Here is a 20,749-nt window from a genome sequence, read left to right on the forward strand (position 1 = left end):
CCATGCGCTTCCGACAAGTAGGTGGCGATCCTAGATCGACCGCCTCTCCCTTTGGCGGATGGAGTCGTTATGACAAGGCTGCGCGGGACGCTGACCCGGCTCCGCCCCGTGCTGGGGATCTGCGCGCTCGGCATGCTGGTGTTGAGCGTATCGCGCCTCGGCCTGGCGGGCTGGCACCACGCCAGGGTCTCCGATGTCGACGGTTGGGGGCCCGTGCTGCTGCAGGGCGTGCGCGTGGACATCGCCAGCATCTGCCTGCTGTTCGGCCCGCTCGCCGCGCTGCTGGTGCTGCTGCCCGCGCGCGTCCTTGCCTGGCGCGCGCTGCGCTGGGCGGCGATCGCTTGGCTGGCCGCAGGGGCCACGCTGCTGGCCGGTCTGGAGTTGGCGACACCGGGCTTCATGCAGGAGTACGGGCTGCGTCCCAACCGATTGTTCGTCGAGTACCTGGTGTATCCGCGCGAAGTATTGTCGATGCTGGTCGGCGGCCGCCTGATGGAATCCATCGGGGTGCTGGTGCTGACCGGCCTGGCGGCCTGGGGCAGTACCCGCCTCGCGCGCCGTTGGTGGCTGCGGGACGAAGTGCCGTCGGCCGGTCTGCCGGCACGTGCGCTGCTGGCGCTGCTGGTGCTCGTGCTCGCGGCTTTGGGGGTGCGCTCGACGCTGGGCCATCGGCCGATGAATCCGTCGATGCTGGCCTTCAGCAGCGATCCCACGGTCAACACATTGCCTCTGAACTCGTTCTACTCGCTGGGCGACGCCGTGCGCGGGTGGCTGCGCCACGAGGACAGCGCACAGGCGCTGTATGGCGACCTGCCCGATGCGGAGGTGCTCGCAGCCGTGCGCCGCGGCACCGGCCTGCCGGCGGACGCGTTCACCGATCCGGCGATTCCCACGCTCGCCGCGCGCACGCCCAGCTGGCAGGGCCGCCCGAAGAACCTCGTCATCGTGCTCGAGGAGAGCCTCGGCGCGCAGTTCATCGGCAGCCTGGGCGGGCGTCCTCTGTCGCCCCACTACGACCGGCTCAGCGGGCAGGGCTGGGCCTTCACCCGACTCTACGCCACCGGTACCCGCTCAGTGCGCGGCATCGAGGCGGTTGTCGCCGGGTTCCCGCCAACCCCGGCGCAGGCCGTGGTCAAGCGTCAACGCAGCCAGCATGGCTTCTTCACCCTGGCCGATGTGCTGCGCCGGCACGGCTACGACACCACGTTCTACTACGGCGGCGAGAGCCACTTCGACAACATGCGCGGGTTCTTCCTGGGCAATGGCTTCGGTCGGGTGATCGAGCAGCGCGACTACCGCGCGCCGACCTTCGTCGGCGCCTGGGGCGTCTCCGACGAAGACCTGTTCGCGCGCGCCGACAGCGAGTTCGCCCGTCTGCATGCCCAGGGCTCGCCATTCTTCGGCTTGGTGTTCACCTCGAGCAATCACGACCCCTTCGAGTTTCCGGAAGGACGCATCACGCCGTACTCCCAACCGGTGCACTCCCGCGACAACGCGGCCAAGTATGCCGACCATGCACTGGGCGGCTTCTTCGCGCGGGCAATGGCGAGCGACTACTGGCAGGACACGGTGTTCCTGGTGGTGGCCGACCACGACTCGCGCGTATTCGGGCGCGACCTGGTGCCGATCGACAACTTCCACATCCCCGGCCTGATCCTGGGCCAAGGCATCGCGCCGCGCCGCGACGACCGCATCGCCAGCCAGATCGACCTGGGGCCGACGCTGCTGTCGCTGATCGGGATCGGCGATGCCACACCGATGACCGGCCGCGACCTTTCCGATCCCGACATGACCCTGCCTGGACGGGCGCTGATGCAGTACGACCGCAACTTCGCCTGGCTGCAGGGCGAGGATGTGGTCGTGTTCCAGCCGGACAAGCCGCCGAGCCAGTACCACTACAAGCCCGGTGCGGGCGTGCTGCGTCCGGCCGCGCTGTCGCCGACGCTGGCCCGCGAGGCGAAAGCGCAGGCGCTATGGGGCTCGCTCGCCTACGATCGCGGCTGGTACCGGCTGCCGCCGGCGCGCTGAGCCCTCGCGCGCGCGGCCCCGGGATCGGGTCGCGATGAGCGTATCGCCGCGTCGGGGCTCTGGCGCGATGGGGCAAAGCCGCGGCCGGGCAGGCATACTCGCGCGATGAACCTGCGCCCTTATCGCACCATCGCGCCGCAGCTCGGCGCCCGCGTCTATGTCGACCCGGCCGCGACCGTGATCGGCGACGTGCACCTGGGCGACGACGTCTCGGTCTGGCCCGGCACGGTGATCCGCGGCGACGTCAACCATGTGCGCATCGGCGCGCGTACCAGCGTGCAGGACGGCACGGTGATCCACGTCAGCCACGCCGGCCCGCATGCCAAGCTCGGCGGCTTTGCGACGATCGTCGGCAGCGACGTCACCGTCGGCCACAAGGCGATCCTGCATGCCTGCACGATCGGCGATGCGGTCCTGGTGGGCATGGGGGCGATCGTGCTCGACGGCGTCGTCGTCGGCCGCCACGCGATGATCGGCGCCGGCGCGGTGGTGCCGCCGGGGCGGGAGATCGGCGAGGGCGAGCTGTGGGTCGGCAACCCGGCGCGCTGCGTGCGTCGGCTGACCGAGGCGCAGATCGAAGGGCTGCGCTACAGCGCGGCGCACTACGTCCGCCTCAAGGACGAGTATCTGGCCGCGATGGCGGCCTGAGCGGGACGACGTACGCGGCATGGCCGGCACGGAGCAGGGGCGCACGGAGGCAGCGGCAGCAGCGCGCGCGCAGGCGCCCGTGGCCCTGCTCGACACCGTGCGCGAGGTGCACACCCCCGAAGGGGTGGCGCTGCAACTGCCGGCCGCCGGCCCGGTGCCGCGTGCAGTCGCCTGGCTGATCGATCTGGGCATCCGCGGCGTCCTGCTGCTGGCCGCAGCGATCGTGCTCGGGCTGCTGGGCCGGGTCGGCTCCGGCGTCTACATGGTGACGCTGTTCATGATCTTCTGGGGCTACCCGGTGCTGTTCGAGGCCCTCGCCGGCGGCCGGACGCCTGGCAAGCGCGCGTTGTCGCTGCGCGTGGTCTCGGCCGACGGCGCGCCGATCGGCTGGATGGCCAGCTTCGTGCGCAATCTGATGCGCACCGTCGACATGCTGCCGATGGGCTACGGCGCCGGGCTGGTGGCCTGTCTGGCCGATCCCTGGAGCCGACGGCTGGGCGACATGGTGGCCGGCACGCTGGTGATCCATGCGCCGCGCGAGCGCACCCTGCCGACTGCGCTGGAACTGCAGCCGCAGGCCCCGGCCGTGCCGCTGCAGGCGCACGAGCAGATCGCGGTGATCGCGTTCGCCGAGCGCGCGCGCGCGCTCACGCCCGGGCGCCAGCAGGAGTTGGCCGACCTGGTCGTGCCGGTGACCGGTGCGCGCGGCGAGGTGGGCGTGCTGCGCCTGCTGGGCATCGCGAATTGGCTGCTGGGGCGCCGCGCATGAGGCAGGACAGCTTCGTGGCCCGGCATGCGGCCGAGTGGGACGCCTTCGAGCGCTGGCTCGATGCCCGCGCGGCCAGCCCCTGGCGCGCGCGTCGCCACCGCAGCGGCTGGGACGGCCTGAGCGATGAGGAGATCCCCTCGCGCTACCGCCGGCTGTGCCAGCAACAGGCGCTTGCGCGCCGGCGCGGCTACAGCCCGCAGCTCACCGCCCGGCTCCAGGCGCTGATGCAGCGCGGCCATGCGGTGATGTACCGACCGCCGCCGCCGCCGTGGCGGCGCGCGCTGCTGTTCCTGCTGGCCGAGTTCCCGCGCCTGGTGCGCGCCCAGCGTGGCTGCCTGTGGGCGTCGTTGGCGCTGTTCGCCTTGCCGATGGGGCTGCTGTTCGGGCTGGTGCTGCAGTGGCCGGAGCTGGCCTATACGGTGCTTTCGCCCGGGCAACTGGCGCAGATGGAATCGATGTACGACCCGGCGGGGGCGGACATGGCCTTCCAGCGCTCGGGGCAGACCGACGTGCAGATGTTCGGTTACTACATCTGGAACAACGTCAGCATCGGGTTCCGCACCTTCGCCAGCGGGCTGCTGGCGGGCGTGGGCACGATCTTCGTGCTGCTGTTCAACGGCGTGTTCTTCGGCGTCGTGGCCGGCCACTTGCAGGCGATCGGGCATGGCGGCCCGTTCTGGCGCTTCGTGGTCGGCCATTCGGCGCCCGAGCTCACCGCGATCGTGATCGCCGGTGCCGGTGGCCTGCGGCTTGGCCTGGCGCTCGTCGCGCCTGGACAGCTGCGGCGCGTCGACGCGCTGGTGCAGGCCGGGCGCGATGGCGGGAAGCTGTGCATCGGCATCCTGGTGATGCTGGTGTTCGCCGCGTTCGTCGAGGCGTTCTGGTCGTCGACCGGGACGATTCCCGACCCGGTGCGGTTCGGGGTCGGTGGCGGGCTGTGGCTGCTGGTGCTGCTGTGGCTGTGGCGCGGTGGGCGCGGGGGCGTGGATGCACGTTGAGTCCGTCCAGGTCGAGTTGCGGCCTCGCACCGCCTGGGAAGCGATGGAACTGGGCAATGCGCTGGTGCGTCGGCACGCGGCCGCGATCTGGGGGCCGTGGCTGGCGTGCGCGCTGCCGCTGTTTCTCGCGGTCAATGCCGCGGCCTGGGCCCTCGATCGGCTGTGGCTGGCGGCGCTGGCGCTGTGGTGGCTGGCGCCGCTGCTCGACCGGATCCCGTTGTTCGTGCTCTCGCGCGCGGTGTTCGGCGCCGCGCCGCGGATGCAGCAGACGCTCGCCGCGCAGCTGCGCTGGGGCTGGCGCCCGATGCTCGGCGTCCTGACCTGGCGTCGGTTCAGTCCGTGGCGGGCGGTGGCGCTGCCGGTCGCGTTGCTGGAAGGCCTGACCGGGCCGGCGCTGGCGCAGCGCCGGCGGCTGTTGGTCGACGGCGTCGGTGGGCATGCGCTGTTGCTGGCCCTCGTCGGCCTGATGTTCGTCGGCGTGCTGGTGTTGTCGCTGGTCTCGCTGGTGCTGCTGTTCGTGCCGGCCGAGCTGCTGTCGGAGTCGGCGCGCGCGATGTGGGCGCTGATCACCCAGCACCCCCCGCGCTGGGCGCAGGTGCTGGGCAACCTGGCGCTGTGGCTGGCGATCGGTCTGGTTGCGCCATTCCAGGTGGGCGCCGGGTTCGGGCTGTACCTCAACCGGCGTACGCAGCTCGAGGCCTGGGACCTGGAGATCGCGTTCCGGCGGCTGCGCGCGCGGATCGTGCCGGCGGCCTCGACCTTCGCGGTCGCGCTGTTGGCGGGCCTGCTGCTGGCCGCCGGGCCGTCGCAGGCGCAACAGGCTCCGGCCGACGACCCGCTGGCGCCGACCAAGACCTGGACGCCCGAGGACCGGGACCGCAAAACGGACGCGGCGGCGGTCTCGTTGCAGGACGTGTTCGACGACCAGCTCGCGCCGGAGGGGGACTTCGGCGAAGCGCTCGAGCGCGCCTATGCCGATCCCTTGCTCGACCACCGGCGGATCGAGCGTCGCTGGAAGCCCAAGGCGCGCGACGAGGCGGCGCGCGACCGCAGCGCGCTCGACCCCGGCGCATTCGCGGCGATTGCGCAGGCGATCGCGCTGATCGCCGAGTACGGGCTGTGGATCGTGTTCGGCCTGATCGTGCTGGCCTTGGCACTGACCGCACGCCGCTGGTGGCCGTGGATGCGCGACGGGCTCGCCGCGCCGGACGAGGCCAGCGAGATCGTCGTCGATGCGGCGCCGCCGCTGCCCGAAGCCTTGCCCGACGATCTGGTGACGACCGCACGGACGTTGTGGCGCGCGGGCCAGCGGCGGCGCGCGCTCGCGCTGCTCTACCGGGGCAGCGTCGAGGCGATGGCCGAACGGGCCGGCGTGACCCTGGTGCCGGGCGCGACCGAGGCGCAGTGCCTGCGGGCGTCGCGCCGGCTGCCCGACGTTGGCGACCGTGATGCGTTCGCCGGCATGGTGCGGGTCTGGCAGCGCGCCGCGTACGGCGGGCGGCTGCCCGACGACGCCGGCTTCGAGGCGCTGGTCGCCGAGTTGGCGCCGCGCTTCGGGTGGGCGTGCTGATGGGCTGGCCGGCGCGCATCGGTCTGGGGTTGCTGGCGGCGCTCGCGCTGGCGCTGGGCGTGGCGTGGTTTCTGCACACCCACGAGCGCGTGGACGAGGAGCGGACGCTGCCGCCGCGCGGCGAGGCGGCCTACAACCCGCTGTACGCGTTGCGCCAGGCGCTGCACGAGGCCGGGGTGCCGGCGCAGTCGCGCCAGCGCCTGCGCCTGGACACGATCGCGCTGGGGCCGCGTGACACGTTGCTGGTCTACGGCGATCCGGGGGCGATGACCCCAGCGGAGATCGAGACCGTGGTCGGCTGGGTCGACGGTGGCGGTCACCTGGTGGTGCGCACGCCGCCACCGCGGCTGCGCGACGGCGCGACCCGGCCGCGGACCTTGCTCGGCGCGTTGGGCGTACGGCTGATCGACGGCCCCGGGGTCTGCGAGCACCTGCGGATCGAAGGCCAGCCGCCACATACCGAGTTCTGCGGGGGGCGCCGCTTCGAGCTCGACGCGGCCGAGCCGTGGCTGGCCTGGGGCGACCCGGACGGCCATCTCGCCTATGCCCGCTTCGCCGTCGGCGAGGGGTGGGTGGATGTGCTTGCCGACATGGATTTTCTCGCCAATGGCGCGTTGCGCGAGGGCCCGCACTGGATGCTCGCGCGCCAGGTGCTGGTGCCGAACTGGGGCGAAGGGGCCGTGCACCTGATCTACGCGGCCAGCGTGCCGCCGCTGTGGTACCTGCTGCTGACGCGTGGCTGGATGGCCTGGGGCCCGCTGTTGCTGGCGCTGGCGGCCTGGCTGTGGATGCGCACCCAGCGGCTGGGGCCCTTGCGGCCATCGCCGCCTGCGGCGCGTCGTGCGCTGCTCGAGCACGTGCGCGCCAGCGGCGAGCACCTGGTGCGCTACGGCCGTGCGCCGCTGCTCTACGAGGCGGTTCGCGAGGCGTTCCTGGCGCGCCTGCGACGACGCGATCCGCTCGCTGCCTCGCTCGAGGGCGAGGCCCGCGACGAGGCGATCGCCGCGCGTACCGGCCTGTCCCCGCGCGAGGTCCGCCAGGCCCTGCTCGCGCCCCGTCCCGACGATGCCAAGGCGCTGCGCCAGCGCATCGCCCGCCTGATCCAGATGCGATCGAACCTCACGAGACCCCGACCATGAGCGAACTGCCCGTGTCCCCGCCCGCGCCGATCACCGGCGATGCCCTCGCCGAACGCGCCGCTGCCGTCCGCGACGAGGTCGCCAAGGCCTTCATCGGCCAGCCGGAGGTGCTCGACCAGATCCTGGTCGCCCTGCTCGCCGGCGGCCACGTGCTGCTCGAAGGTGTGCCCGGCCTGGGCAAAACCTTGCTCGTGCGTGCATTGGCCGCCGCGCTGGGCTGCAACTTCGCGCGCGTGCAGTTCACCCCCGACCTGATGCCCAGCGATGTCAGCGGCCATGCGGTCTGGGACACCAAGAGCGAGACCTTCGTGGTGCGCCGCGGCCCGATCTTCACCAACCTGCTGTTGGCCGACGAGATCAACCGTGCGCCGGCCAAGACCCAGTCCGCGCTGCTGGAGGCGATGCAGGAGCAGCAGGTCACGATCGAGGGCCACAGTTTCGAGCTGCCGCCGCCGTTCATGACCCTCGCTACGCAGAACCCGGTGGAGCAGGAGGGCACTTATCCGCTGCCCGAGGCACAGCTCGACCGGTTCCTGCTCAAGGTGCTGATCGACTACCCCGAGCACGAGGACGAGGTCGCGATGGTGACCGCGATCAGCGGCGGCAAGGTCGCCGCCGATTTCGACCTTTCGCAACTGGCGACGGTACTGGCACCAGGCGAAATCGTCGCGCTGCAGCAGGGCACGGCGGCGACCGTCGTCGATGCCGCGGTCGTCGATTACGCGGTGCGCATCGCCGGCGCGACCCGACGCTGGCCGGGCATCGCGCTGGGCGCCGGTCCCCGCGGCAGCCTGGCGCTGATCCGCGCCGGGCGCGCGCAGGCGGTATTGGCCGGGCGCGATTTCGTCACGCCCGACGACATCCGCGAGATCGCCACGCCCGCGCTGCGCCACCGCATCGCGCTTGCGCCGGAGCTGCAGATCGAAGGCCAGGATGCCGACCAGGTCCTGCAGGCGGTGCTGGCCAAGGTCGACGCGCCGCGCCGATGACGTCCGGCGTTCGCCCACGCGGAGTGCGGCCATGAGGCCGACGCCGGTCCTGATCGGGCTGCTGGTGGTCTGGGGGCTGGCCGGGGTGGCGGCCTCGCTCTGGCCGCCGGCGGTGCTGCCGTGGCAGGCGATCGGTGCGCTGGCGTTGGCGCTGTCGATCGGCGACCTGGCGATGCTGGCGCGCCGGCCCACGCCCGATGTCGTGCGCACGGTGCCCGAGGCCTGGCCGATCGGCGTCGCCCGCCCGGCGGTGCTGGAGATCGAGGGCGGCGCGCGCGCGCAGCACCTGGACGTGCACGACCTGCATCCGCCGGACTGGGAGGCGACAGGCCTGCCACGGCGGCTGCGGCTCGCGCCGGGCACGGTCGCCCGGGTCGAATACCGGCTGCGTCCGACCCGGCGCGGCGAGGCCGCATTCGACGGTGTACAGCTGCGCCTGCGCTCGCCGCTGGCGCTGTGGCGGCAGCGGCGCAGCGCCGGCGCGCGGCAACGCGTGCGGGTGTTCCCGAATTTCGCACCGCTGACCCGGCTCGCGCTGCTCAGCGCCGACCAGGCCTCACGGCTGGTCGGCGCCCACATCAAGCGGCGGCGCGGCGAGGGCACCGATTTCCACCAGATGCGCGAGTACCGCGTCGGCGACAGCCTGCGCCAGATCGACTGGAAGGCCAGTTCGCGCGCGCGCAAGCTGATCTCGCGCGAGTACCAGGACGAGAAGAACCAGCAGTTGATCGTCGTGCTCGACACCGGGCGGCGGATGCTCGCCCAGGATGGGGCGCTGTCGCACTTCGACCATGCCCTCGATGCGGCGCTCGTGGTGTCCTATCTCGCGTTGCGCCAGGGCGATGCAGTCGGATTGCTGGCGACCGGCGGCGATGCGCGCTGGATGGCGCCGCAGCGCGGCATGGGCGCGGTCGATACGCTGCTGCGCGTGAGCTACGACCTGCAACCGCAGGCGGTGGCGACCGACTACCTCGCCGCGGCGACCGAACTGTCGCTGCGCCAGCGCCGGCGCGGCCTGCTGATGCTGGTGACCAACCTGCGCGACGAGGACATCGAGGACGTGCTGGCTGCAGTGCGCATGCTGCAGAAGCGGCATTTGGTCGTCGTCGCCTCGCTGCGCGAGCGCGCGCTCGACGAGGTACTCGATGCGCAGGTGCGCGATCACGACGACGCCGTGCGCGCTGGTGCCACCGCGCGCTATCTGGCCCAGCGCAAGGCCGCGCACGATGCGCTGCGCAACCACCGCGTGACCGTGCTCGACGTCACCGGCGAGCAGCTGCCGTCCGCGCTCGTCGAACGGTATCTGGCGATCAAGCGCGACGGCATGTTGTGAGGCGGGCGCCAGTTCACGCGCTGCGCATGCGATCGCGCTACGCTGCCCGCGCGCGCCAGGACGCCGCGCAGGGGGAGGGTCCGGCCGCGATGCCCGCCATCGGAGGAATCGCCATGCTGACCGTTTGTCCCCAAATCCCATCCGCGGCCGCTCGCCGCCCGCGTGCGCTGCGTCTTGTCGCGGCCACTGCGCTGCTCGCCCTGCTGTCGGCTTGTGCGGCCACGGTGCAGCGGCCGGCCGGCGTGCCAGAGGAACCGGTCGTGTTCGGGGGCGACGTGCGCCAGGTCGTGCTGGTGGTCGAGGGCAGCGATACCGCGCGCGCGTCGGACGACTGGTCGCGGTTCCGCGCGCTGTGGGACGAGGCGATCCGCAACGCGACGTCGGCCGCCGGGATGCAGGGCAGCGTGCGCGACAGCCAGCCGGCCACGCTCGATCCGCCTGGGGTCGTGGTGGTACTGCGTGTGGACAGCTACCGCTATGTGTCGACCGGCGCCCGCATCGGCCTGGGCGTGATGACCGGCAACGCGCACATCAAGGCCAGCGCGCAGTTCGTCAAGCAACCCGGGGGCCGGGTCGTTGCCACGCGCAGCTACGACACGACGTCGAGCGCCTGGCAGGGTGTCTTCGCGCCGATGACCCCCAAGCAGGTGCAGGCGATCGCCGACCGCATCGTGGCCGAGGTCCGCGCCGGCAGTTGATCCGCCGGTGCGGTGCCCAGTCGGGTCAGGCGTCGAGGTGGAAGTAGGGCTCGACCGTGCCCTTGAGCTTGACCGTCAGCGGCTGGCCGCGGCGGTCAAGCGCACGGCCGGCGGCGACCCGGATCCAGCCTTCGCTGACGCAGTATTCCTCGACGTCGCGGCGCTCGTTGCCGTTGAACCGGATGCCGATACCGCGGTTCATCGCGTCCGCATCGTAGTGCGGGCTGCGCGGGTCGTTGGACAGGCGGTCGGGCGGTGTATCGGTCATGGCGGTCGAAAATCGCGATCGGAAAGGGCCAAAGGATACCGCCGGCGAACGCCGGCTTCATCTGCGGTGCCGCGCTCAGGGCGCCAGGCCGCGTCCCTGGCGCCGCGCGTTGTCGATGACCGCGCGCACCAATGCGCGGTCGTGGTGACGGGAGATCGGCGTTGCCCCCAACGCGATCGCGCGATCGCGCAACGCGGCGGTGACGTCGTAATGGGCGCCGCTGGTGCGGTTCTGGAACGCGCGGCGCGGGATGCCGAGCTGCGCGGCGAAGGCGTGCAGCTCGTCGAGTGTGTCCGCCAGCAGGTGCGCCCAGCGTTCGCCGCGCCACAGGTGCACCGCATCGTCGACGTAGACGGTCATGGCAGGCCTGCACATCGGCGTCATTGCCGGTTGTTCATGATAGCGCCCGGATGCGGCCGCGCGCCTGTGCGGTCTGCACTTTCCAGCAGCGGAATCGATCGCAACGCGCACGCGTTGCATATCGTTTCGTGCGGCGAAACCCCTCGTTTTTCCCGGCATTTGTGCGCAGTCGCGACATGCAGGATTTGGGGTCGCGCCCGCGAATCGCTAAAATGGCCGATTCGTGTCGATTAAACGAGTGATTCGAGGAGGGCAGACCCGTTGTGATGATGCGTGGTTCCAGATGGTTGTTATGTGGTGTCCTGGCAGGTGCGGTACCTGCGGTGTCGGCCGATGACGGGGCCGACCAGGGGCGCAGTCTCGATCTTGGCGGCGCGGTCCGCTTCAACTACGGATGGCTCGATTACGGGCCGACCAGCGGCCTGCAGACCGAACTGGTCCGGGTCGACGCCAAGGGCCATGCCGGCCCGGCGTTCTTCTCCCTGCAACACCGCTGGTACGACGGTTTCGATGCCGTGCATCACGCCTATGCGGGCTGGCGCCTGGAAGATGGTCACGATGGCGGACCGGTGTCCGATATTCGCGCCGGTGTCCAGCAGGTCCCGTTCGGCCTGCTGCCGACCGCCTCGCACAGTTTCTGGTTCGGCTCCGGGTATTACCTGGGCATCGAGGACGATTACGACCTGGGTGTGGTCTGGCAGCGCCAGCACGGCGCGCACCAGTGGCATGCGGGTGTGTTCTCGGGCGACGAGTACGGCACCGGCGCCAATTTCGACCGCTATTCCTTCGATGTCGCGACGACCGAGGACCTGCCTTATCGCGAGCGCGAGCGCGCGATCGTGCGCTACGAGCGCAGCGGCACGAGCGGCGGCTGGGAGACGGCCTATGGCGCGTCAGCATTCGCCGGCCGCATCGAGAATCGCGTCGACGGCCGCAAGCACGATCACACCGGTGCGGCGCTGCACGGACAGTGGCGCCGCGGTCCGTTGACGCTGCAGGCGCAGTGGGCGCGTTACCGCTACGACAACCCCGAGTCGCGGATCGCGATGTCGGCCTTCATGTTCCCGTTCGAGATCGCCGCACAGGCCGACGTGCCGACGTTCAATGTCGCCTGGGACGTGCAGCGTTCGGGCTGGTTCGACAGCATCACCTGCTACAACAATGCCAGCGCGACGCTGCCGGTGGGCGGCGATCCGGGCCTGCGCGACTCGATCCAGAACGTCACCGGCTGCAGCTTCGGCAAGGGCGTAATGCTGACCTACGTCGACTGGATCGCCGGCAAGAACATGTGGTTCGCTGGCGGCCCGGGCATCGGCGTGCGCGACCCGGCCAACGACGGCTGGCATTCCCGGCTCAACATCAACGTCGGCTTCTACTTCTGACATCTGGCCCGGACGCTTGGTCCGGGCCGATCCGTCGTACCGCCGGGTCCACCCGGCGCTTTCACCCGGCCGCTACGGTCCGTGGCGCAGTCCTGTCACGTTCCGCCGTCGCGTCCAGCTATGAGGACTCAATATGAACGATCCCACCGTGCGCCCGGAGACCGATCCGGCCGCACCGCCGGAATACTGGCACTCGCGCATTCTCGGTCCCGTTTTTTTCCCGTCCGCACTGATCGTGCTGGGATTGGTGGCGATGTCGTTCATCGCGCCCGAGGCATCGGAGACCATTTTCAGTCGCGCCAAGAGCTGGGTCGCCGAGGACGCCGGTTGGTTCACGATCCTCGCGGTTGCCGGTTTTCTCGTTTTCATCGTCGGTATCGCGGTCAGCCAGTTCGGCAAGCTGCGACTGGGCCCCGACCATAGTCGCCCCGACTACAACTATGCGACCTGGTTCGCGATGCTGTTCGCTGCGGGCATGGGCATCGGCCTGATGTTCTTCGGCGTCGCCGAGCCGATCATGCACTATGCCGATCCGCCGGTTGGTGACGCGCAGACCGTCGCCGCCGCCCGTCAGGCGATGCGGATCACCTTTTTCCACTGGGGCGTGCACGCCTGGGCGATCTACGCCGTGGTCGCGCTGTCGCTGGCGTACTTCGCTTACCGACACGGTCTGCCGCTGCGGATCCGCTCGTCGCTGTATCCGATCATCGGCGAGCGCATCCACGGCCCGATCGGGCATGCCGTCGATACGTTCGCGGTCCTGGGGACGATCTTCGGCCTGGCGACCTCGCTGGGCCTGGGTGTGATCCAGATCAATTCCGGCCTGAACTATCTGTTCGATGTGAATGTGAGCACGACTGTGCAGGTGGTGCTGATCATCGTGATCACGCTGATCGCGACGGGCTCGGTGTTCAGCGGCCTCGATCGTGGCGTGCGCAGGCTGTCTGAGCTCAACATGATCCTGGCCATCGCACTGCTCGCGTTCGTTCTGGTGATGGGGCCAACCGTCTATCTGCTGCAGGCCTTCGTGCAGAACACGGGCATGTACATCTCCAACGTGTTCTCAATGACGTTCAACCTCTATGCCTACGACCAGCGTCCGACCTGGCTCGGTGGCTGGACACTGTTCTATTGGGGCTGGTGGATCGCCTGGTCGCCCTTCGTGGGGATGTTCATCGCGCGTATCTCGCGCGGCCGCACGATCCGGGAGTTCGTCGTCGGCGTCCTGCTCGTGCCGCTGGGGTTCACCTTCCTGTGGATGACGATCTACGGCAACGCCGCGCTGTACCAGGTCATGGTCGAGGGCAGCCAGACCCTGGTCGATGCGGTCGCCGCCGACAGTTCTGTGGCGATCTTCCAGTTCCTCGAGGATTACCCGCTGTCGACGATCACCTCGGCGGTGGCGACGCTGCTGGTCGTGATTTTCTTCGTGACTTCGGCCGACTCCGGCGCGCTGGTGATCGACATGCTGTCGTCGAAGGGCGAGGAGGAGTCTCCGGTCTGGCAGCGCATCTTCTGGGCGCTGCTGGTCGGTGTGATCGCCATTGCGCTGCTGATTGCCGGTGGCCTGTCCGCGTTGCAGGCGGGCACGATCGCAAGCGCGCTGCCATTCACCATCGTCATGATCGTGATGTGCTGGGGCATGGTGAAGGCCATGCGGTTGGAGGTCGTGAAGCGCACGAGCATCCGCGACGCGCGCATTGCGCCGGTCGCGGCAGGCGGCGGCGACTGGAAGGTGCGACTGCGCGCATTGGCCCACCACCCGCTGCAGAAGGAGGTGCTCTCGTTCCTGCATGCGCAGGTCAAGCCGGCGTTCGAGGACGTGGCGACGGAGCTGCGCAGGCAGGGCCTGGAAGTATCGGTGGAAGAGGGCGAGGACGGCCGCGTGTGGCTGCAGGTCGGCCATGGCGAGGAGATGGACTTCTACTACTCGGTGCGGCCGGTGTCGTACGAGCCGCCGAGCTTCATGCTCGACGACCCGCGCCGGCGCAAGAAGGACTCCGATCGCTACTACCGCGCCGAGGTGCACCTGCGCGAGGGCGGGCAGGACTACGATGTGATGGGCTGGCGTCGCGACGAGCTGATCCACGACGTGCTCGACCAGTACCAGCGTCACATCCACTTCCTCAACGTGGTGCGCTAGCACTCCGCAGGACCGCAACGCAGAAGGCCGCGCAGATGCGCGGCCTTCTGCTGTCTGGGCTCAGGCCGGTCGGGGGCCGGCCATTGTGCTCAGCGCTGCACGAGCGCCGGGCGCAGCTCGCGTCGCAGCCAGTCGTCGACGAGTTGCTTTTCGTAGCGCAAGGCGTCGCTGCTCATGGTGCTGCCGGCGCGCTGCAAGAAACCCATGTCGCGCAACTCGCGTGGCCCTTCGGCGACGATCGTGCCCGATGCGTCGCGCAGCACGAAGTCCAGATCGATCCGCGGCGGGTAGTGATCCTTGACGATGCGCACATGGTCGAGCTGCGGACCGTGCCAGGGTTCGTACATGCCGGCGCGGCGGATGTCGTGGATCGTGACCTCCAGCGTGCTGCCCGGAGGTAACTCACGCTCGGCGCGGCGGCGGATGTGCTCGGCGATCTGCACGACCCAGTTGCCGCGGCGCGCCTCCCAGCGATTGCCGCTCTGGCGGATATCGGAGAATGCATCCGGATCGGTCCATTGCACCGACACCGGGCTGTCCCCGGGCAGCGACCTCGGGATCTGGGGGTCGGTCACGTCGCTGCGTGCCAGCACCGGCGCGGCGATCGCGGTCAGGGCGGCGGCAAGCAGCAGGGGCAGGGAACGGCGGTTCATGGCGGTGACTCCCTCGCGTGCGGGGTCCGCACGGCGCATCGGACTGGAATCGGAGCATGCGCCGGGCGGGCTTAACCCGCAATCAAGGTGCCGGGCTCAGTCGAGCAAGAAGGCGTGCGACCGCGCCTGCGGGCGCTGCAGCACCGGTCGCGCGGGGGCCAGGCAGGCGAGCGTCAGGCCAAAGAGCGTGCCGTTCCGCGCGAGGGCGTGCGCTATCACCGGCAAGCCGAGCATCCGCATCCGGACGTCCTCCTCACTGCGTTGGGTCTTGAGCGGGTCGAGCCGCCATGGCCGGCGGCACGTGGCATCGGTTCATCCGCGGGCGCGGCGCTCGCGGCACGGCCGGCACGAAGAAAGGCCGCCCTCGCGGGCGGCCTCACCTGACGTCGCGGCCGTGGCCGCTCAGCCCTTCACGCACACCACCTGACGCAGGGTGTGCACGATCTCCACCAGATCCGTCTGCGCCGCCATGACCGCTTCGATGTCCTTGTAGGCGGCCGGACTTTCGTCGATGACCGCCGCGTCCTTGCGGCATTCGACGTGCGCGGTCGCCTCGCGGTGCTGCGCCAGCGTGATCTGCTGCCGGGCGGCCGTGCGGCTCATCACACGTCCGGCGCCGTGGCTGCAGCTGTGGAAGCTGTCGCCGTTGCCCAGCCCACGCACGATGAAGCTCTTCGCGCCCATGCTGCCCGGGATGATCCCGAGTTCGCCGGTCCGCGCGCTCACCGCGCCCTTGCGGGTCACGTACACCGCTTGCCCGGCGTGCGATTCCTTCTGCACGTAGTTGTGGTGGCAGTTCACCGCCAGCGTCTCGAGCTGGAACTTCGGCAGCCGGTGGCGCAGCTCGGCCAGGACCCGCGCCATCATCGCCTCGCGGTTTTCGCGGGCGTAGTCCTGCGCCCACGACACCGCCTCCACGTAGTCCTCGAACAGCGGCTCGCCCTCCATGAAAAACGCGAGGTCGCGGTCGGGCAGATGGAAGCCCAGCACGCGGTGCTCGAGCTTCTTGCGCGCCTGCTCGATGAAGTAGGTGCCGATCAGGTTGCCGGTCCCGCGCGAGCCCGAATGCAGCATGACCCATACGGCATCGGATTCGTCGAGGCACAGCTCGATGAAGTGATTGCCGCCGCCGAGCGTGCCGATCTGGCAGTCCAGCTTGTCGGTACGGATCCGTCGGTGCTTCTGCTTGATCACGTCCAGGCGCTCAATCAATCCGGATTGCGCGATGCGCGTGCCAATGCTGTCGGGCAGCTTCCGGTGTTCGCCGCCGCGGCCGTTGCCGACCGGCACCGCGCGCTCGATGCCCGAGCGGATCTGGGCCAGGCTGTCGGGCAGGTCTTTCGCGCGCAGCGTGGTGCGCACCGCGGCCATGCCGCAGCCGATGTCCACGCCGACCGCGGCCGGAATGATCGCGCCGCGCGTGGGGATCACCGAACCCACGGTCGCACCCTTGCCCAGGTGCACGTCCGGCATCACCGCCACCCATGGCCCGACGAACGGGATCGCGGCGATGTTGCACAGCTGCGCGTGGGCCTGGTCATCCAGCGGCACGCCGCGCACCCAGCCTTTGATCGGCGTGGCGCTGCCTTCGGCATGCAGGAGTTCGAATTGCGATTGGGAACTCATATCTCTTTCCTTCGATGGTCCCGCGCGCTGCATCCGTGCACCGCGCGGGGGAATGACTACTTCATCGTCACCAACTGCTTCAGCACGCCGTCCAGGCCGCCGAACACGGTGAGCGTGTCGATCTTCTCGGTCACCTTCTCCAGCGCCTCCAGTTCCTTGAGGCGCATCAGTACCGGGGAGTCCTCGATCAGCTTCGCGGTGTTGAGCAGCGAACGCGTGGCGTTGGCTTCCTCGCGCCTGCGGATCACGTTGGCCTGGGCCGCCTTCTCCGCCTGCACCACCTCGTTGAGGATCGTCTTCATCTCCCCCGGCAGGATCACGTCCTTGACGCCGACGCCCAGCACCTCGACGCCCAGACCGGCTACCTGGCCGCGCACGTACGCGAAGATGTCCGCGTCCAGCGAGGCCTTGTCGCCCAGCAGTTCGTCGAGGGTGCGCGCGGCGACGACCTTGCGCAGGCCGTACTGCAGCTCGCGGTACAGGTGATCGCCGGACTTCGCGACCTTGGTACGCGCGGCGACCGGGTCGGTCACGCGTACGCTGGCCGCGAGGTTCACGCGCAGCGACACGCGGTCGCGGGTCAGCAACTCCTGGCCCGACACCTCGACCGGCTGCACGCGCAGGTCGACGACTTCGGCGACCACGTTCTTGTGGAAGTTCCAGAACGCGTAGGCGCCGGGACCGAGCGTTCCCAGCAGCGAGCCGTCGATGAAGACCAGGCCGGCCGCTTCCGCCGGCACGTCGACGACCACGGCGACCTTCGACAGCAGGCCGAGCTGACGCAGGCGCCGCAGCACGTCCGGGCGCACGGCGAGGCTGTCGGCGAACGATACGCGCTCGACGGCGATATCGACCAGTCCGCGCCAGTACAGCCTGCGCGCGCCGGGCGCCAGCACGTCCTCGAGCTTGCCGTGCCGGAACACGAGGCCGACTTCGTCGGCACCAATGTCGGCGTGCACGAACACCGCGTCCAGCTGTCCGCCGAGGCGCGCGATCAGTGCGTCGGCATCGTGGCCAGCATAGACCGGCGCGGAAATGTCGTAGGTGCGCACCTCGACCCGGTGGAACGGGTCGAACATGCGATGCACGCCGGGCGCGAGGACGCGCTCGAACTGACGGTTGCGATACACCAGGCCGCGCTCGCCGTCACCGATCACGACCCGCCTGGTCCGGAACATGCTGTGGACATGCACGGCACTCTCTCCTTGGTTGTTGGCACTGGTGGTCCGATCCGGATGTCGATGCCGCCGCGATGGATCGGTTAGCGCGGCGGCAGTACGTCGCATCGCGGTGGTGTGCGATGCGGTGCGGGCGGACCCGCGAGGAAGATGGACGCGGCCCTGGCATCGCCGTCGCGGAGCGTGGCGTGCGCGCGGCGCGGAGACGGCGCCCGGGCATGGACGTCGCGATGGATCGCGGCGGTGCGCAGGCGGTCCGCGCGCCTCGGGGACGCTGGCCCGGTGACGGATCCGCTGCGACGGTTCGCGGCATCGACAGGCCGGGGCCTGTCGCGCGCGACACGCCGCGCGGGCCGTGTCCTGGTGTGGAACTTGCGTTCCGGTGTCATGACGTGACAGGTCATGCTTGGAGCGGGAGTCGAACCCGCGACAGTCGGATTAACAGTCCGATGCTCTACCCATCTGAGCTATCCAAAGGTGGACGAACCGGACTCGAACCGGTGGCCGGAGGTGGTTCCGCTGCTCTGCCTCTGAGCTATCGTCCGCTCATCGCACCATCGCCTCGCACGCGCCGGCATACGCCACGGCAGTGCCGCGCGCACCGGACGGGATCGCAACCCGCACCGCAAGCCCGTGTTCGTCGATGGTCCGATCGGCGCCTTCCGGCGCCGATCCGTTCTGCAGGCTGCACCCGCCCGTCGCCCGTGCCCGGCATCATGGCACAGCGTTGCCGCCACGCAATGGCGAACGCCTCGCGACATAATCGCCCGATAATCAGGAAACCGGTTTTCCCGGATGCCTCGGGTCGAATGCGAAACCTGCGAATCTATTGCATACGTGTATTTGAACGCACAAACAAAACGCCCCCGGATGTGGCATCCGAGGGCGTTCGCGTGCCTCGGAGATCGGGGTGTCGATCTCCTTGGAATCGAGGAGATCAGTCGAAGATGTGGCCGGACAGCTCGCGCCGCGCTGCCTGCTGCGCGCATGGCGCCGCTTCGCGCTGGACGCGCGGCAGGCGGGGCATGTCGACAGGGGAGAAGGCGGTTTTCATGGTGTCGCGGATGTCGTGGAAACGTCGGGTGGGCCGGATGGGCGCGAACATTACATGGACTTAATCATCCGTGCAAGCGGATCGGTCGATTTTTTTCGGCCAATCTGCGGTCGATTATCCCGGGAAGTGGAGGCGAACGCCGCGATCACGAGGGGCGTCACGTCGAGCGCATATGCTGGTCCCATGCGCAAATCGATCTCATGGATGTTCTGCATCATCGGACTGCTGGCCGGCGGCCTTGTCCATGGCGACGATCGCGTCGACAGGCTGGCCGCGTTGGCGCCCGGACTCAATCGCGGGGTGCTCGCGTCCGCCCTGCAGGCACGTGATTGCGCCGCGCGCACGCGCGATGTCGGCCAGCGGCTGGCGGTGATCGATTACTCGCGGCCCTCGACCGAGGTCCGCCTGTGGGTGTTCGATCTGGCGCAGGCGCGGTTGCTGCATGCAGAGCATGTCGCCCATGGACGCGGCAGCGGCGGCAACCGGCCGACCGTGTTCTCCGATGTCGAGGGCAGCTACCAGTCCAGCCTGGGGCTGTTCGCGACGGCCGAGACCTACACTGGCCAGAACGGTTACTCGCTGCGCCTGGACGGCCTGGAGCCGGGCATCAACGGCCGCGCCCGCGAGCGATTGATCGTCATGCACGGTGCCGACTACGTCGACCCCGAACAGGGCCGGCGCCAGGGGCGACTGGGACGCAGCTGGGGCTGCCCGGCGGTGCGCACCGCGGTGGCGCGCGCGGTGATCGACGATCTCAAGGACGGCCAGCTGCTGTTCGCCTATGCCGACGATCCTGGCTGGCGACAGGACTCAGTCTTGCTCCACTGCCCGGCCCGCTGAACGTGCAGCACCGGCTTCACGTGACCGGCGCAGCGGACGCGGAACCATGCCGGCATCCCACGCTGCAGGAGCGCCCCGATGACGCCATCCCGATCCCACTTCGTGCGCTGGATGACCGGCTGCCTGGGGCTGCTGTTGGCCTGCGCGCCGGCGATTGCCCAGGACCGACCACAGGCGGATGTCGAGGCCGCGCTGACGCCCGAGTCGGTCAATGCGGCGACGGCCGACGCCGGCGATGCGACGATGCTGCGCGCGCAGGTGCTGCTCGACCGTGCGCATTTCTCCCCCGGCGAGATCGATGCGCAGGGCGGGACCAACACCACGCGCGCAATCGCCGCCTTCCAGCGCTTCCACGGCCTGGAGGCGAGTGGCACGCTGGATGCGCGCACCTGGCAGGCGCTGACCGCCGATGCTGTGCCGGCGCTGATGGCGCACACGCTGACCGCCGACGAGGTCGCCGGTCCCTTCGTCGCGCTGCCCGAGGACATGATGGAGAAGGCCAAGCGCGAGGCGCTGGGCTTCGAAAGCCTCGCCGAAGCGCTGGGCGAGCGGTTCCATGCCGCGCCCGCGCTGCTGCGGCGGCTCAATCCCAGTGCCCGATTCGAGGCGGGCACGCGCATCGTGGTCCCGAACACGGCCGATGCCCCGGCGCTGGCGAAGCCCGAGCGGGTGGTGGTCAGCAAATCCGATTCGGTGGTGCGGCTGGTCGACGGCGCCGGCAAGGTCTACGCGCAGTTCCCGGCGTCCACCGGCAGCGAACACGATCCGCTGCCGATCGGCGAGTGGAAGGTCGAGGGCGTGGCCGAGGACCCGACCTTCCATTACAACCCGGATCTGTTTTGGGATGCCGACCCCGGTCACGCCAAGGCCACGTTGCCACCCGGCCCCAATAACCCGGTCGGGACGGTCTGGATCGACCTGTCCAAGCCGCATTACGGCATCCACGGCACGCCGGAGCCGGCGAACATCGGCAAGACCCAGTCGCACGGTTGCATCCGGATGACCAACTGGAGCGCGCGCCGGGTGGCGGGTGTCGTCGGGCCGGGCACCGTCGTAATGCTGGAGGAATAGAC

20 protein-coding genes and 2 tRNA genes are annotated in these 20,749 nt (G+C 69.8%); 13 read left to right on the plus strand and 9 right to left on the minus strand.

The features are described from left to right. Positions 1-69: 69 nt before the first annotated feature. From ABE505_RS13605 to ABE505_RS13645, 9 genes are all read left to right on the plus strand, one after another. A complete protein-coding gene (locus ABE505_RS13605) occupies positions 70-2,028 on the plus strand; it encodes an LTA synthase family protein (RefSeq protein ID WP_346445135.1) in 1,959 nt (652 codons plus the stop codon). A 105-nt stretch (positions 2,029-2,133) separates the two neighbouring features. Then, complete coding sequence (locus tag ABE505_RS13610; RefSeq protein WP_346445136.1) at positions 2,134-2,676, plus strand: gamma carbonic anhydrase family protein; 543 nt, start codon at positions 2,134-2,136, stop codon at positions 2,674-2,676. 85 nt (positions 2,677-2,761) lie between these two features. Then, the gene (locus ABE505_RS13615) at positions 2,762-3,445 is read left to right on the plus strand and encodes an RDD family protein (RefSeq protein WP_346446273.1); all 684 of its coding nucleotides are present in this window, start codon (positions 2,762-2,764) and stop codon (positions 3,443-3,445) included. Beyond that, the gene (locus ABE505_RS13620) at positions 3,442-4,443 is read left to right on the plus strand and encodes a stage II sporulation protein M (protein WP_346445138.1); all 1,002 of its coding nucleotides are present in this window, start codon (positions 3,442-3,444) and stop codon (positions 4,441-4,443) included. Before ABE505_RS13615 ends, ABE505_RS13620 begins: the two co-directional genes overlap by 4 nt. Continuing rightward, positions 4,433-6,013 (plus strand): DUF4129 domain-containing protein, encoded by a 1,581-nt coding sequence (locus ABE505_RS13625; RefSeq protein WP_346445139.1) that lies wholly within the window; start codon positions 4,433-4,435, stop codon positions 6,011-6,013. Before ABE505_RS13620 ends, ABE505_RS13625 begins: the two co-directional genes overlap by 11 nt. Next, complete coding sequence (locus ABE505_RS13630; RefSeq protein ID WP_346445140.1) at positions 6,013-7,152, plus strand: DUF4350 domain-containing protein; 1,140 nt, start codon at positions 6,013-6,015, stop codon at positions 7,150-7,152. Before ABE505_RS13625 ends, ABE505_RS13630 begins: the two co-directional genes overlap by 1 nt. Next, the gene (locus ABE505_RS13635) at positions 7,149-8,141 is read left to right on the plus strand and encodes a MoxR family ATPase (RefSeq protein WP_346445141.1); all 993 of its coding nucleotides are present in this window, start codon (positions 7,149-7,151) and stop codon (positions 8,139-8,141) included. The genes ABE505_RS13630 and ABE505_RS13635 overlap by 4 nt, the downstream gene beginning before the upstream one ends. 31 nt (positions 8,142-8,172) lie before the next feature. Beyond that, positions 8,173-9,474 carry a DUF58 domain-containing protein gene (locus ABE505_RS13640; RefSeq protein WP_346445142.1) on the plus strand — a complete coding sequence of 434 codons (1,302 nt, stop codon included), beginning with the start codon at positions 8,173-8,175 and terminating at the stop codon, positions 9,472-9,474. Positions 9,475-9,587: 113 nt separating this feature from the next. Further along, a complete protein-coding gene (locus ABE505_RS13645) occupies positions 9,588-10,172 on the plus strand; it encodes a hypothetical protein (RefSeq protein WP_346445143.1) in 585 nt (194 codons plus the stop codon). Between the two features lie 25 nt (positions 10,173-10,197). Here ABE505_RS13645 and ABE505_RS13650 read toward each other — a convergent pair whose 3' ends face one another. Together ABE505_RS13650 and ABE505_RS13655 are read right to left on the minus strand one after the other, a co-directional pair. Further along, complete coding sequence (locus ABE505_RS13650) at positions 10,198-10,440, minus strand: DUF3297 family protein (RefSeq protein ID WP_241944342.1); 243 nt, start codon at positions 10,438-10,440, stop codon at positions 10,198-10,200. 75 nt (positions 10,441-10,515) lie between these two features. After that, on the minus strand, positions 10,516-10,800 hold the full coding sequence (locus ABE505_RS13655) for a DUF4031 domain-containing protein (RefSeq protein WP_346445144.1): 285 nt from the start codon (positions 10,798-10,800) through the stop codon (positions 10,516-10,518). A gap of 323 nt (positions 10,801-11,123) precedes the next feature. Here ABE505_RS13655 and ABE505_RS13660 point away from each other — a divergent pair, with 323 nt between their 5' ends. Further along, positions 11,124-12,182, plus strand: coding sequence for a hypothetical protein (locus ABE505_RS13660; protein WP_346445145.1), 1,059 nt, complete (start codon positions 11,124-11,126; stop codon positions 12,180-12,182). A 133-nt stretch (positions 12,183-12,315) separates the two neighbouring features. Continuing rightward, positions 12,316-14,325, plus strand: a complete 2,010-nt coding sequence (gene betT, locus ABE505_RS13665; RefSeq protein WP_346445146.1) for a choline BCCT transporter BetT — start codon at positions 12,316-12,318, stop codon at positions 14,323-14,325. 89 nt (positions 14,326-14,414) lie between these two features. Here the strand turns inward: betT and ABE505_RS13670 are convergent, their stop codons facing one another. The 7 genes from ABE505_RS13670 to ABE505_RS13700 form a co-directional block, all read right to left on the minus strand. Beyond that, the gene (locus ABE505_RS13670) at positions 14,415-14,978 is read right to left on the minus strand and encodes a DUF3016 domain-containing protein (protein ID WP_346445147.1); all 564 of its coding nucleotides are present in this window, start codon (positions 14,976-14,978) and stop codon (positions 14,415-14,417) included. A gap of 96 nt (positions 14,979-15,074) precedes the next feature. Next, complete coding sequence (locus ABE505_RS13675) at positions 15,075-15,218, minus strand: hypothetical protein (protein WP_346445148.1); 144 nt, start codon at positions 15,216-15,218, stop codon at positions 15,075-15,077. Between the two features lie 162 nt (positions 15,219-15,380). Then, positions 15,381-16,604 carry an RtcB family protein gene (locus tag ABE505_RS13680; protein WP_346445149.1) on the minus strand — a complete coding sequence of 408 codons (1,224 nt, stop codon included), beginning with the start codon at positions 16,602-16,604 and terminating at the stop codon, positions 15,381-15,383. 56 nt (positions 16,605-16,660) lie between these two features. Further along, a complete protein-coding gene (locus ABE505_RS13685) occupies positions 16,661-17,782 on the minus strand; it encodes a slipin family protein (RefSeq protein WP_346445168.1) in 1,122 nt (373 codons plus the stop codon). A 403-nt stretch (positions 17,783-18,185) separates the two neighbouring features. Then, positions 18,186-18,257 (minus strand) — tRNA-Asn (locus ABE505_RS13690). Between the two features lie 2 nt (positions 18,258-18,259). Beyond that, positions 18,260-18,327: transfer RNA gene (locus tag ABE505_RS13695), tRNA-OTHER, on the minus strand. A gap of 392 nt (positions 18,328-18,719) precedes the next feature. Then, the gene (locus ABE505_RS13700; RefSeq protein ID WP_346445150.1) at positions 18,720-18,887 is read right to left on the minus strand and encodes a hypothetical protein; all 168 of its coding nucleotides are present in this window, start codon (positions 18,885-18,887) and stop codon (positions 18,720-18,722) included. A gap of 153 nt (positions 18,888-19,040) precedes the next feature. Between ABE505_RS13700 and ABE505_RS13705 the strand changes: the two genes are divergently transcribed. Together ABE505_RS13705 and ABE505_RS13710 are read left to right on the plus strand one after the other, a co-directional pair. Continuing rightward, positions 19,041-19,676 carry a murein L,D-transpeptidase catalytic domain family protein gene (locus ABE505_RS13705; RefSeq protein WP_346445151.1) on the plus strand — a complete coding sequence of 212 codons (636 nt, stop codon included), beginning with the start codon at positions 19,041-19,043 and terminating at the stop codon, positions 19,674-19,676. 78 nt (positions 19,677-19,754) lie between these two features. Continuing rightward, on the plus strand, positions 19,755-20,747 hold the full coding sequence (locus tag ABE505_RS13710) for a L,D-transpeptidase (RefSeq protein ID WP_346445152.1): 993 nt from the start codon (positions 19,755-19,757) through the stop codon (positions 20,745-20,747). The last annotated feature ends 2 nt before the right edge of the window (positions 20,748-20,749 follow it).

Source organism: Luteimonas sp. TWI382 (assembly GCF_039674545.1).
Lineage (GTDB): Bacteria > Pseudomonadota > Gammaproteobacteria > Xanthomonadales > Xanthomonadaceae > Luteimonas.